Raw genomic sequence first — 13,333 nt, forward strand, 5'->3', positions numbered from 1 at the left:
ATGGAGTCCCTATGGGGATTTGATATGAATGCGGAATTATTTTTAAGCCTGTTTTTTGAAGATGACAAACCATGACCACTTATGGCAATGCGGACAACGCCCGAAGTTCCTTTTCCGCCCCGCCGATTTGCGGAGAATGCCGTATTTGCCAAAGGGTTCTTCCATGTTGCAGTGATTGCAGCGGATGATCCAGCCGGGCGCTCTCTGTTCCCATTTTTGCAGGTTCTCCGGCGTCGCTTCCACTTCTTGCGGAGTGAAAACCTGCTCAAGGAACCGTTTGAGAATATTCATGCGGAGTGCCGGTATTGCCAGGTTTATTTGGCGGCGTCCAGCGTCTTGTTCCACTGGGCCACGCGGGCGGCTTCCGCCTTCAGCACGGCGGCCGCGGCGTTTTTGTCCAGAATACGGATGTCCTTGATCTTGTCTCCACGGACGATGGAATTGACGATATTCTGGCCTTTCAGCACCTTGCCGAAGATTGTGTGGCGTCCATCCAGGTGGGGAGTGGCGACGTGGGTGATAAAGAATTGGGAGCCGTTGGTGCCGGGGCCGGCATTTGCCATGGAAAGCACGCCGGGGCCGTCATGCTTGAGGGCCGGGGAAAACTCGTCTTCAAAGCTGTAGCCGGGACCGCCCATGCCCGTGCCGGTGGGGTCGCCGCCCTGGATCATGAAGTCCGGAATCACGCGGTGGAATGTGATTCCCTTGTAGTAGCCCCTGTTAATGAGGTTCAGGAAGTTGGCTACGGTGACGGGCGCCTTGGAAGGGTAAAGGGCCAGTTCAATGTCTCCCTTGGTGGTGGAGATGACGATATTGACGTCCTTGAGGCCGGCAGTGGAGTCCGCAGCCGCGGAGAAGCCTGCCAGAGCGCACAGGGAACACAACAGAAGGGTAAGGTACTTTTTCATGGCTTCTTGTTTCCCCCCTATGTTGCCTGAAGAAAAGCGGGTTTGCAAGTAAATCGCGCGCCCTGACGGGAGAATGGCGCGGAGCGCCGGCATCCGGGGAAGAATTTTTCCTGAAGGAAGCCTGCTTAAATACTACTCCCTGATAATCAGCAGATTTTACCTTGATCTATGAATGACGCGGGAAAAGCGGAAGATCAGCCATGCCATACCCAGGCTCAGGATTCCCATAACAACGAATTGCCAGGAGGGGGGGATTACCAGCATCATGGCGTATTGGAACCCGACGGCCATCAGTCCCAGCACGCAGTCCACCAGGTTGCCCGCGGCAATCATGTCCCCCCGCTTGTCGTTGTCCGCCCGGTCCTGGAAGAAGGCGTTCAATGGCACCAGGAACAGGGCGGCGGAAATGCCCGCCGCCATGAGCAGGGCGTAAAAGGCGTGGGAAGTCATGGAGACCGTGGACAGGGCCACGCAGCTAGCCGCCATCAGCGCGCCCCCGGTCACGGAGACGTTCATCCGGATATGGCGGCGGCAGATCACGGAGGCAATGATGCCGCCCAGCACCGTTCCCCCGCTCATCCAGGCCATCAGCATGGCGCCCACGGAGCTGAAGTCGTCACTGCCTCCGGAAATTTCCTTGGCCATCTGGATGGTCATGAGCATGACCGTGCCGCCAAAGAACCAGAAGTAGCCGATACCCATCTCGCTGACGCGCAGGTTCCGGTTTTTCCACAGCTTGCCCAGCTGGTGGAAGTGCTCGTAAAACAGGGACCAGGAGAAGGGCCGGAATCCCTCCGGAGCGTACCGGGGCAGGGTGAAGCTGGAGATGGCCACCGGAATGGCCAGGAGCAGGAACACCAGGCACGGGAAGGAGGCGGCATACCAGCCGTCATTAAGGCCGGAGGGTTTCAGCCATGCGTCAAACCACTGGAAGAAATCCGTTCCCAGCCAGTGGTGCCAGACGGTGTCCGTGGAAGGCTCCAGCAGGTAGCGGAACCAGACGAATACGCCGATCTGGCCGATGAGCAGGCTGAGGATGGAGGCCATTTCCACAATGCCGCTGGCGAACCCCATGCGGGAGGTGCCCACAATGTCCTTGACGATGCCTTTCTTGGACGGGCTGAAGATGGTGGCCTGTACCGCAAAGACGCAGAACCACAGGATGGCTCCGTGCAGGTTGTGGGTGCGCAGGCTCCAGTACATGCCCGCCAGCACGCATATCTGGAGCAACGCCATGGATTGGATGATGCGCGCCTTGCAGAAGCGGTCCGAGAGCCAGCCGACGAAGGGTGAGAACAGGATGAAGGGCAGCACAATAATGGCCCCCAGCGGGTATTCCAGGTCTCCCTGGGTGCCGTACAGCCACACGCCCAGCGGAATCAGCAGGAATTGCGCCCCTTTTTCATTAAAGGAGTTTTGCGCCTGGATCAGCACGAGCCGCCAGAAGGCTCCCCATGGAACTTTTTTGGCGTGTCCGGTCGTATGGGGGCTATGGTTCATGAAATCACAGGTTGGGTTCTTCCGCTTTCTCCAGTCCGGAGCCGCGGAACAGGCAGAGCACGCCCAGGACGGCCACCAGTAGCACGCTGGTGACCAGGGAGGCCTCATAGCTGAACCCGCACATTTCCGGGCTGGAAAACAGGTATTGGAGCACTACCAGGCTCAGGAAGGCGGCGGGAACGGCTGCAGTCCAGTAACAGCGGTTCCTGCTGCGCAGGTAAATGGAGACGGCCCAGAGCGTGGCGGCGGCCAGGAGCTGGTTGGCCCAGCCGAAGTACTGCCAGATGATGGCGTAGTCCATGCTGCTCACGGCGATGGCTGCCGCAAAGAGGGGGATGGCGATCATCAGGCGGCGCCCCAGTTGCTCCTGGCTCATCTTGAAGCAGTCCGCGATCATCAGGCGCGTGACCCGCAGGGCGCCGTCCCCCGTGCTGATGGGGAGAATCACTACGCCGATCATCACCAGGATGGACCCGGCGTGCCCCATCCAGGACTCGGAAATCATCTGAATGGCCAGCGCCGGGGCCTTTCCGTTGGCCGTAGCCATTCCCAGGGCTTCCGGAGAGCCGTAGAAGGTCAGCGCGGCGGCGGCCCAGATAAAGGCGATGATTCCTTCCGTAATCATGGCGCCTCCGAAGACGGGCAGCCCTTCCCGCTCCGTCTTCAGGCACCGCGCCATCAGCGGGGACTGCGTGGCATGGAAGCCGCTCACCGCTCCGCAGGCGATGGTGATGAACATCACGGGAAACAGCGGGAAATCCGCCGGGTGGCGGTTATGGAAAAAGTCCAGGTCCGGAAGAACTTCCATACGGGGAAGGTGCATCCAGTACGGCATGAAATCCGCAAAGGGCGCCAGGAGCATTACGCCCAGAATCCCCACGACCATGATGATGAGGGCTACGGAGAAAAGGGGGTATACCTTTCCCATGATGGCCTGGATGGGAAGAATGGTAGCCAGAAAATAGTAGCCGAAGATGATCCACACCCATGCTGAAACGCTCCAGCCCGTCATGGGGGCCAGGATGGCGGCGGGCCCCACGGCGAAGACCACGCCCACCAGCACGCTGAACACGATGCAGACGGCGCGGCTGATCCACTGGGCCTGGCTGCCCAGATAGCGGCCCAGGATTTCCGGCAGGTTCTCCCCCTTGTGGCGCAGGGAGATCATGCCTGAAAAATAATCATGAACCATGCCGCCGAAGATGCAGCCGATGACAATCCACAGGAGTGCGGCCGGGCCGTACAGCACACCCATGACGGCGCCGAAAATAGGGCCCAGCCCCGCAATGTTCAGCAGCTGAATCAGGAACACGCGCCAGCGCGGCATTACCACGTAATCCACGCCGTCCGTGCAGGCCACGGCGGGAGTCTGCCGGGTGGAGTCCGGCCGGAAAATCTTTTCCAGCACTCGTCCGTAGGTGAAATAACCGGCCGCCAGGATCAATATCCCCAGGATGAAATAGCAGTAACCGTTCATGTTGGAAAAAGGTCCAGCCCTCTCATGGACAGGCTGTCCGTTCGGGGAACTTAACTGTTCTCCCCTATTCTGGCAAGCCGTTAGTGAAAAAGAAAAAAATACGGAACGGATTGCCAATCCGAAAAAGAAATCAAGTGTGGTTTTTTATGCATAGGGATATGGCATTATGAATTTTATGATGATTTAAAATTCCCAAAAAAGGAACTCCCCTCCGGAGACGGACCGGGGCGTTGATTTTTCTAAACATCTTGTTTTTATCATTTATTGTTGACTTCGGATTGGCAATCCGCTAGAGGATAAAGGTTACTTTCATCCAACCTCTCCTAGTTATGAAGAAAACATTGATATTCATTGCTTCCCTGGCTTTTGGAACAGCGATTTCCCAGGCTGCCGTGCTGTGCTCCACTACTTTTAACCGGACCGGCACTTCCCTGGATACCGTCACGGTGAACACGGTGTCGGATGTGGGTCTTACGTCTTCCACCTCGATCAGTTCCGGAGACTTCAGCAAGAGTTCTTCGGGCAATGACCTTCTGGCCTCGGGGTCCATTCCGTCCTCCGTGTTTTCTCCCAATGCCAATGTGGGGGGTACGGGAAACAATACGTGGAGCGTTTCCTTCACGTTCACCAATACCGGTTCCCAGGATATGATGATTTCTTCCATTGACCTGTCCATGATCGGGTTCACAGGTGCGGGCGCTGCCCAGAATGGCGGCAACGGCGTGGCCAATAATGATTATGTGGGCGGATACGAAGGGAATTTCAACAAGCCTGTCGATATGACTCTTTCCATTGACGGGCAGACGGACCAGACCCTGACCTATAACGGCTCTACGGCTGCCAGCGGCACCACTGGCGCATGGACCGGCATTCATACGGGAAGCTTCAATTATAACGACTTTCTGCTGAAAGCCGGGGAATCCCTGACCATTACCATTACTGCTTCCAATAACAGCGCCTATAACAAGGGTTGCTTTGCCGGACTCACCGGAATCCAGATTAATGGTGAATTGCTGGTTCCTGAACCCGCCACGGCTTCCCTGGGTCTTCTTGGACTGGCTGTTCTGATGATGCGGCGGCGCAGAGCCTGAAGACTTATTGACGGGAAACGGTTGCGGAGAAATACTGCAACCGTTTGGTTTTTAAATCAAGCAAGAGAAGCCGGAGAGAAGAGGCGAATTAGAAATCCGGAGTCAATGAAAAAAGTTGAAGATCAGGAATTTTGGAAGCATGCGCCAGTGTCCGGAAGAGAGGGCAGCCAAGTTCGCAGATTCTGTTGAGAATTGCATAATTTGCTGATTATAAACATAATTTATTGATTATAACTCAAAGAAAGGCTTCCCCGGATTTCTAATTCGTTACCCATAAACGGATGTCTCCCAATGTGGATTTGACACTTTTTATTAAAGAATAAACCAATACTTGCTTTGAAGATGAAAACGGCCTTTTGTATTTTTGCGTCGCTGGCGGTAGGAACTTTTTCCGCACAGGCAGCTACCTTGTGGACAACCACCTTCGGGAATGCAGCCCAGTCAGATCCCTCCAGGGTAACTCTTACCAACTCCGGAGGGGAAATGAGCGGTATCACGGGGAGCGTTTATTCACTGCAAAAGACGACCTACAGCAACGGACAGACGGAGGATCTGACGCTGATGACAAGCGGCGGAGTGTGTTCAGATGCTTCTTTGTTTACTCCCGGCGTCAATGTGCAATCAAGCGGATCATGGACGGCAGGAATGACTTTTACCAATGGCAGTGACCAGGGCTGCACCATCAGCGCCGTTAAGATGACGGTAGTTTCCTTCAATTCCGCAGGGGCTGCACAGACTAACGAGAGGACGTTTTCACTGACGGTAACCATCGGGGGCCAGGAAGTGACGGCAACCGTTACCCTTGCAGCCGATAGCGGGAAGAACGGCACGGCGGCTACGCTGACTTTTGACACCCCGGTTGAACTGAAGGCCGGACAATCCTTGGATTTTTCCGTTCTTGCCAGTAAGACGAATCAGACGGACGGTTCTTTCTTCGGCATAAAATCCATGGAATTCCAGGGAGAATTGCTGGTGCCCGAACCTGCCACTGCTTCCCTGGGCCTTCTGGGGCTGGCCGCCTTGATGATGTACCGCCGCAGAGCCTGATTCCCCATGCTTCCTCTGTTGTCCAATACCAAGCCGCCCCGTGTAATTAGCACCAAGGGCGGTTTTTTTCATCCCAAAATATCCTTGTTTCCCCTTATAAACGGAAATATCCCGGGCCTGGATTTTTAACCGGATAATTCTTGAACCAACCCATTTTCAACTATCATTATTATGTCGCTGCCACGCCTGCTCTCTATTCTGGTTCCGTCCCTGATGTTTTTATCTCCGGCACAGGCCGCAGATGCGGACTATGTCTGGAAAGGTTCCGTGTCTCCATGGTCAAACGTATCCAACTGGAGCCTGAACGGGGGTGCGCCGCCGGCGGCTCCCGGACCGTCTTCCTCCGCCTATACGCATTGGATGGTCACGAACGGGACCGATTCGGCAGGGATGACCAATATAGGCGGCTTGGGAGCCGGAGGACGGTACTTGAAAGGCATCCGGGTGGCCGGGATTAACAACCAGCCCGGAGGAAAGGTTCAGCTTTTCGTGTTGAATTCCTCTTCCGGCGTGTATTTGCGCGTGGAGGCGGGCGGCATCACCGTGGAAAATACGAGCACGGGCGGGTACAATGCAGATTTCGGGATTGCGCAATTGCGCATAGCCGCTGATCAGGAGTGGAACGTGGCGGAAGGCCGCTGTTTTTATGTGGGGCTGGATGAGGCCGCCCCCTCCGGCGGATTGTATTCCCTGAGCTCGGAGAATGATGCTCCCCGGCGTGTAACGCTGACGGGTTCCGGAGCGGTCCGCATGGGGGAAGGGTTGTTGCTGAACAATATTTCCGGCCTCATCGGCTTTGTGATGAATGCCGGGAAGGGAACGCCCACGCTGGATCTGGCGGACCGGGGCATGAGCAATACGGTTACGGTGGAGGACGCCGCGCGGCTGGAAGGCATGTCCCTGTACCAGGGGGCCCTGGTGACGCGGGAAAAGGCCGCCGTGACTTTTTCCAGCACCACGGCCAAGGCTTCCGCCCAATGGAACATTGGTGCGGATACGGCGTTTGCCCTGGAAGACTCCACGCTGGACCTGACGGAAGCGGGAGTGGACGGGAACGTGACGCTTTCCGGAACCTCCGGCATTGCCGGTGAAAACGGAGCGTTGAAACAGACGATTCTGGACGACGCCCAGGTGACCTATACGGACAGGCATGTCAGGGCAGGAGAAATCCAGAGTGTAGGCAGCAATGTAACGATCACGCTGAATAACTCCTCCCTCCACTTTGACGGGGAAATTCCGGCGGTGAACCTGATGGTGCAGGGCAACTGCACCCTGGGCGGCAGCGGCGCTTTCTCTGGAACCATCACCTATGCGCCGGGAGGTTCCCTGGCTGTGGACGGGGATATATTGCTCCCCAGTTCCTCCCTGACGCTGGGACGGCTTCATGTATCCCTGCTGGACGGCGTGCCGCAGAGCACGGCCGTACAGCCGGAAAATCCTTCCCGGCAGGCGCAGGAATACGTTGTTTTATTTGATTCCTCCTTTGAAGACCTGATTGCCGCATGGCCGGGCAGGCACACGCTGGGCGTGCAGTTCAAGCCGGAGATGACCGCTGCCGTCACCGTAAAGGAACTGCCGAAGGGGGCGGTCTCCTGGAATTATGACGCCGCCGCCAAACTGCTGACCCTTGAAACGGACGTGGCGGTGAAGCCGGACATGCCGGCGCATGTTTCCGGCTCCAGGCCCAACATTATCTTTGTCCTGGTGGATGACATGGGCTGGGGAGACCTGAGCGTCAACTGGACGCAGCAGGATAAAAACGGGCGCCAGGTGACGCGCAGGAATGAATTCAAGACTCCGACTCTGGACACGATGGCTGCGGAAGGCATGCAGCTCCGTCGCCATTACAGCGCCGCTCCGGTGTGCGCTCCGGCACGCGCCTCACTGCTTCTCGGGGTGCACCAGGGCCACTCCCGTGTGGTGCGCAACAACACATTCGACTATCCCATTGAGAACTCCCACACCCTGGGAACGCTGCTGAAGGGCGCCGGGTACCACACGGCGGCCATCGGAAAATGGGGCGTGGGAGGCGGAGGGCAAAGCGGCAAGGCGCTGACCGGGGCGCCCCATATGCGCGGGTTTGACTACTTTTACGGAATTATCAAGCATTTGGCGGGCCATTTCCACTATTTGACGCAGGGTTCCCAGGACATTTACGAATATGATGACCGGGCCGCGGCTCCGGCGTGGACGAGCGTCAGTTCCAGGGTGCCCGCCACCGCTTATGATACTGACCTCTTCGGCGCCCGGGCCAAGCAGTGGATTATGGAGCATCATGAAAAAGCTCCTTCGCAGCCTTTCTTCCTGTACCTGGCTTTCCCGGCTCCCCACGGCTGCCTGTCTGCTCCTGCCTGTGCCTATCCGGAAGGACTGGGAAAAACCGGCGGCCTGCAATGGGAGAAGAAGGACGGCTATGAAGCCTGCAATACCGCCGCGGACGGCTGGACTGGCGTGCAGGGGGATTTTGGCCCGGATACGTACATTTATCCGGAACACGCGGTTTTCGGCAAGACGGAATCCCGCCACGCTACGATGATCCGCCGCGTGGACGATGTTCTGAAGGATATGATCCAGTTGCTCAAGGAGCTGAATCTTGACGACAATACGATGATCGTGTTCACCTCTGACAACGGCCCTCACAATGAAGGAGGTTCAGGCAATTACGGCAACGGAGCGCAGGATCCACAGTATTTCATGAGTTATGGAATGATGGACGGCATCAAGCGGGACTGCTGGGAGGGCGGCATGCGCGTGCCTGCGGTGGTGCGCTGGCCCGGAGTGGTTTCCCGAGGAATCAGCCTGGGCGCCAGCCAGTTTCATGACTGGATGGCCACCTTTGCGGATGTGGCGGGTGTACCCGTCCCGTCCCGCTGTGACGGCGTTTCCCTGCTGCCTACGCTGGTAGGCGTGCCGGAACGCCAGAGAACCGGCGTTATTTACACGGAATATGCCTACGGCGGAAGTACTCCGGGTTACGGTGACTTCCTCCAGGCCCACAGGAACCGCGGCAGGCAGCAGCAGCAGATTGTGTTTGCGGACGGCTTCAAGGGCGTGCGGATGGGCAACGCAGCTCCCGCCACGGACTTTGAGATTTATGATACGGAAAAGGATCCTCAGGAGGCCAGCAACCTGGCTTCCTCCCGTCCGGACCTTCAGGAGAAAATGAAGGCGCAGGCGTTGCGCATGCGCCGTTCCTCCCCCGTCACCGCCACGAACTTTGACGCCGGTTATATTGCTCCCGTCACCGCGCCCGCCGGTCTGCGGCAGGGCAGGCTGCACTGGCGCGCATGGAACCGCGCCTTTGACTGGGTGCCGGATTTCCGGCAACTGGAGGAGGCCCCCTCCGCCACAGGCGCGACGGATGCCCTTGACGTGCTCAATGTCAAGGCGGGTTCTTCCGGCCAGAAGGGCGTGGAACTTGCGGGCTACCTCACGGTGCCTGCCACCGGGGAATATAAATTCTACCTCCGGACGGACTCCAATGAGGGGAGCAAGGCCTTTGTGCACCTGCACGATATGCAGCTCATTGATGCGGACTATGCCTATACGCCCGGAACGGAGGCCTCCTCCAATGCACGGGAAGGCGTTTCCAGCGATGTGCAGCCCAACGCCGTCCAGACGGTGAAGCTTACGGCGGGGGTGCACCCCATCCGGATCGGCTACGTGGGGAACGGGGCGGCTCCGTCTCTCTCCCTGCAATGGGAAGGGCCGGAAACCAGCGGCAGGGAAGCCATCCCCGCCAGTGCGTTCTCCTATGAGTACGTGAATCCCTTCAATCTGGACAAGACGGAAGAGGCTGTGGGCGCCGCTGCCGTTCATACGGCGCTGACCGTGCAGACGCAAATGCCCTGGACGGCCTCCTGTGACCAGCCCTGGGTCTCAGTCAATCCTTCTTCCGGTTCCGGAACTGCTGTACTGGATATTGCGGTGGAGGCAAACGGAAAGCAAACGGAACGGACGGCTGTCGTCACCGTTGTATGTGACGGGGAACAGAGGACGTTTACGCTGAACCAGTCAGGGAAACCGGCCCCCACGGGCTATGATAAATGGAAGCAGGACAACTTCCCGGATGGAACGCCGGACGGCCAGATGACCCCGGATGCGTGCCCCGCCGGAGACGGCATTACAAACCTGATGAAGTACGCGACTGGGCTGGACCCCAACAAACCGTGCGGGAGCGTGACGGAGCTGACCATCCGGGAAGATGCCGGTAAAAAATACCTCGTGCTTTCCTGGCCGGTGAATACGGAAGCGACGGATGTGACTTTCAGTGTGGAAAGCTCTGCCGATCTGAAGGCATGGGCTGAGGAAGGAACGGTTGTTCCGACCGGCGCGCGCAGTGAATTCAGGGATACGGTGGCGGTGGAGGAAAGCGCCCCGGTCCGTCGGTTCCTGAGGCTGAAAGTGGTGAGGTAAGGGAATCACTGCCATGTTCCGTTCATACCGTGGAAGTATGGTCCTTCCACGGTATTCTCTGATGGCCGCGGCGCCTGGAGCAGAGATGTGAGCCGTTTTCAAGCTTCATTCCGTCCAACTGCAAGGCTGTTTTGTAGCCTTGTAAGGCTCTTCCCATGTTTTCAGCGGGTGTCCGGAATGAAGGCCAAAAGGGTTCTTCCGGCTGTCAGGCTGCAAATAAGCTTTCAGGAGAGAAATCTCTCTGTCCGCCGTTCTTCCTTAACCATAAGGAACTCCCCGCGGGAAATCCTTATTCCTCTTCCTCTCCGGGTTCAGCCGCCGGAGCCTTGGGAAGGTTTTTGTCAATGTCTTCCAGGAGATTGACCAGATCCACGCCGCGCTGGGCGGAGTTGTCCAGCCTGAAAGTCAGGCGGGGCGTGTTGCGCAGCACCACGCGCTTGGCTACGGCGGACTGGATGAGCCCATGGCGGGAGTTCAGTTTTTCCAGCACTTGCGCGGGGGTCATTTTTCCTACCACGCCCACCCATACTTTCCCTTCCTTCAGATCATCCGTCACTTCCACTTCAATGACGGTGACAATTGTGCCGGGGAATTCAAAGTCCCGCTGGATGGTGGTGCCTATTTCCCTGCGGAGGAGTTCATTTACCTTGTCAGTGCGTCTGCTCATATGAAGAGATAGAGTGATGGATGGACCGATTGGTTCAATCGGAGAGAGAAGAATGAAGGAGAAAGGACAGGGATGGAGCTTCTTTGAACGCCCGGAGGGGCGTGCAAGGGGCGTCCATCCCTGTTGATTTTGTTCCGGTTTAAGGTTACAGCGTCTGCTGGATTTTTTCCAGCGTGTAGCATTCGATGATGTCGCCTGCCTCGTATTCGTTAAAGTCGCCCAGGCGGATACCGCATTCCAGGCCGGCCTTGACTTCATCCACTTCATCCTGGAAGCGGCGGAGGGTGGACATCTTGCCGTCAAAGACGGGGGTCTTGTCACGGATGACGCGCGCTTCACAGCTGCGGAGGATTTTTCCGTCCTCCACCATGCAGCCTGCTGCGCGGCCCTTGTTGAGCTTGAAGACCTGGAGCACTTTGGCGTGGCCGATGATGGTTTCACGCGTTTCCGGTTCCAGCAGGCCCAGCATGGCGTCCCTCACCTGGTCGATGAGTTCATAGACAATGGAGTACAGCTTCACCTGCACGCCTTCCCTCTTGAGCAGTTTCACGGCGTTGGCTTCCACCTTGACGTTGAAGCCCAGGATGACGGCGTCCGAGGAGGAGGCCAGAAGCACGTCCGATTCCGAGATGGGACCGGCGGAGGAGCTCAGGAAGATGCATTCCACCTTGTCGGACTGGATGTCCAGAATGGCTTTCTTGATGGCTTCCACGGAGCCCTGCACGTCCCCCTTCAGGAGGATCTTGAGCTGGGCTTTCTGGGTGCCGTCTCCCATCATGGCGAGCAATTCTTCCATACGGGCCTTGCGGGGCTGGGCCAGGCGCTGCTTGCGCAGTTCCTCCTGGCGTTCTTCACCCAGTTTTTTGGCGGCGCGTTCGTTTTCCATTTCCACGAGCTCGTCGCCCACATTCGGGGTTTCGGAAAAGCCGGTGATTTCCACGGGCATGCCGGGGCCCACCTTTTTGACGCGTTCGCCGTGGTCGTTGACCAGGGCGCGCACCTTGCCGGCGTACGGGCCGCAGATGAAGGGCATGCCTACGCGGATGGTGCCGCTTTCCACGATGGCCGTGGCGGAGCTGCCCGTGCCGGGTTCCACGCGGGCCTCAATGATGGAGGCGCGGCAGTTGGCCTTGGGGTTTGCCTGGAGTTCAAGCACTTCAGACTGAAGGACAAGCAGGCCGAGAAGGTCGTCAATGCCGTCGCCGGTCAGGGCGGAGACTTCCACGCATTCCACGTTGCCGCCGAAGTCCGTGGGGACCAGGCCTTCTTCCATCAGGCCGGTCTTGGTCTTGACGGGGTCTGCGGCCGGGAGGTCGCATTTGTTGATGGCTACGATGATGGTCTTGCCGGCCGCCTTGGAGTGGGCGATGGCTTCCCGCGTCTGGGGCATGATGCCGTCATTGGCGGCCACCACCAGCACCACGATGTCCGTTACGTCCGCGCCGCGGGCGCGCATTTCCGTGAAGATGGCGTGGCCCGGAGTATCCAGGAAGGTGAGGGTGCTGCCGTTGTAGTCAACCGTGTACGCGCCGATGTGCTGGGTGATGCCGCCGGCTTCCCCCTTGGCTACGCGCGCCTTGCGGATGTAGTCCAGCAGGGAGGTTTTTCCGTGGTCCACGTGGCCCATGACGGTGACGATGGGCGTGCGCAGGATGAGGGTGGCCTTGGGCTCTTCCACCACCGGCACGGGTTCCGGTTCCTTGACCGGTTCCTGCTGCGCCTTCACGCCGCCGCCCTTTTCCCGTTTTTCACGGGCGAAGGTGTAGCCGTGCAGGTCGCAGATGGCGCTGACGGCGTCTGCGTCCAGCGGCGTGTTCGGGTTGGCGAAGATGCCCATGCCCATCAGATCCTTGATGATCTGGAAGGGTTTGGCCTGGAGCATGCCCGCCAGCTCGGAGACGGAGACGGGCGGCTTGAGGTTGATGATTTTACCGTCCGCGGCTTCTTCTTCCCGGGATGCAGGCGCAGCAGGTTCTGCGGCGGAAGCGGCCTGGACAGGAGCGGGAGCCGGTTCGGAGGGAGCGGGCTTGGGCGCTTTTTTCTTGGGGCCGGAAAGCAAGTCGAGAGCTTCTTTCTTGACCGGGGCAGGGCGGGAGGGCGCCGGTGCGGGTTCCGGCTGGGGTGCGCGTTTCTTCTTGGGAGATCCGCCGATCAGATCCAACACTTCCTTTTTGGGTTCGTTCTCTTCTTGTTTATTAGGCATCTTGATTTAAGTTTGTTAGGTATT

The 13,333-nt window shown here is 58.1% G+C and carries 10 protein-coding genes; 3 read left to right on the forward strand and 7 right to left on the reverse strand.

Features of this window, described 5'->3' with window-relative positions; translation table 11 throughout:
* Positions 1 to 42: 42 nt before the first annotated feature.
* From CXU21_RS08630 to CXU21_RS08645, 4 genes are all read right to left on the reverse strand, one after another.
* Positions 43 to 345 carry a hypothetical protein gene (locus CXU21_RS08630; RefSeq protein ID WP_146016764.1) on the reverse strand — a complete coding sequence of 101 codons (303 nt, stop codon included), beginning with the start codon at positions 343 to 345 and terminating at the stop codon, positions 43 to 45.
* Positions 315 to 908 (reverse strand): peptidylprolyl isomerase, encoded by a 594-nt coding sequence (locus CXU21_RS08635; RefSeq protein ID WP_180972489.1) that lies wholly within the window; start codon positions 906 to 908, stop codon positions 315 to 317. The genes CXU21_RS08630 and CXU21_RS08635 overlap by 31 nt, the downstream gene beginning before the upstream one ends.
* A 156-nt stretch (positions 909 to 1,064) precedes the next feature.
* Positions 1,065 to 2,408, reverse strand: a complete 1,344-nt coding sequence (locus tag CXU21_RS08640) for an MFS transporter (RefSeq protein WP_102725747.1) — start codon at positions 2,406 to 2,408, stop codon at positions 1,065 to 1,067.
* 4 nt (positions 2,409 to 2,412) lie between these two features.
* The gene (locus tag CXU21_RS08645) at positions 2,413 to 3,885 is read right to left on the reverse strand and encodes a carbon starvation CstA family protein (protein ID WP_102725748.1); all 1,473 of its coding nucleotides are present in this window, start codon (positions 3,883 to 3,885) and stop codon (positions 2,413 to 2,415) included.
* Between the two features lie 329 nt (positions 3,886 to 4,214).
* Here CXU21_RS08645 and CXU21_RS08650 point away from each other — a divergent pair, with 329 nt between their 5' ends.
* The gene (locus CXU21_RS08650; protein WP_102725749.1) at positions 4,215 to 4,976 is read left to right on the forward strand and encodes a PEP-CTERM sorting domain-containing protein; all 762 of its coding nucleotides are present in this window, start codon (positions 4,215 to 4,217) and stop codon (positions 4,974 to 4,976) included.
* Between the two features lie 221 nt (positions 4,977 to 5,197).
* On the opposite strand, the gene CXU21_RS12400 is transcribed toward CXU21_RS08650, so the two are convergent.
* Positions 5,198 to 5,473 carry a hypothetical protein gene (locus CXU21_RS12400; protein ID WP_102725750.1) on the reverse strand — a complete coding sequence of 92 codons (276 nt, stop codon included), beginning with the start codon at positions 5,471 to 5,473 and terminating at the stop codon, positions 5,198 to 5,200.
* A gap of 148 nt (positions 5,474 to 5,621) precedes the next feature.
* Here CXU21_RS12400 and CXU21_RS12405 point away from each other — a divergent pair, with 148 nt between their 5' ends.
* Positions 5,622 to 6,023, forward strand: a complete 402-nt coding sequence (locus CXU21_RS12405; protein ID WP_102715014.1) for a PEP-CTERM sorting domain-containing protein — start codon at positions 5,622 to 5,624, stop codon at positions 6,021 to 6,023.
* 171 nt (positions 6,024 to 6,194) lie between these two features.
* A complete protein-coding gene (locus CXU21_RS08665) occupies positions 6,195 to 10,439 on the forward strand; it encodes a sulfatase-like hydrolase/transferase (RefSeq protein ID WP_102725751.1) in 4,245 nt (1,414 codons plus the stop codon).
* 289 nt (positions 10,440 to 10,728) lie between these two features.
* On the opposite strand, the gene rbfA is transcribed toward CXU21_RS08665, so the two are convergent.
* Together rbfA and infB are read right to left on the reverse strand one after the other, a co-directional pair.
* Positions 10,729 to 11,106, reverse strand: coding sequence for a 30S ribosome-binding factor RbfA (rbfA, locus tag CXU21_RS12410; RefSeq protein ID WP_180972490.1), 378 nt, complete (start codon positions 11,104 to 11,106; stop codon positions 10,729 to 10,731).
* A 145-nt stretch (positions 11,107 to 11,251) separates the two neighbouring features.
* Positions 11,252 to 13,309: a translation initiation factor IF-2 gene (gene infB / locus CXU21_RS08675; protein ID WP_102715020.1), complete on the reverse strand. Its 2,058-nt coding sequence runs from the start codon at positions 13,307 to 13,309 to the stop codon at positions 11,252 to 11,254.
* Between the last annotated feature and the right edge of the window lie 24 nt (positions 13,310 to 13,333).

It is taken from the genome of Akkermansia muciniphila (genome assembly GCF_002884975.1).
Lineage (GTDB): Bacteria > Verrucomicrobiota > Verrucomicrobiia > Verrucomicrobiales > Akkermansiaceae > Akkermansia > Akkermansia muciniphila_C.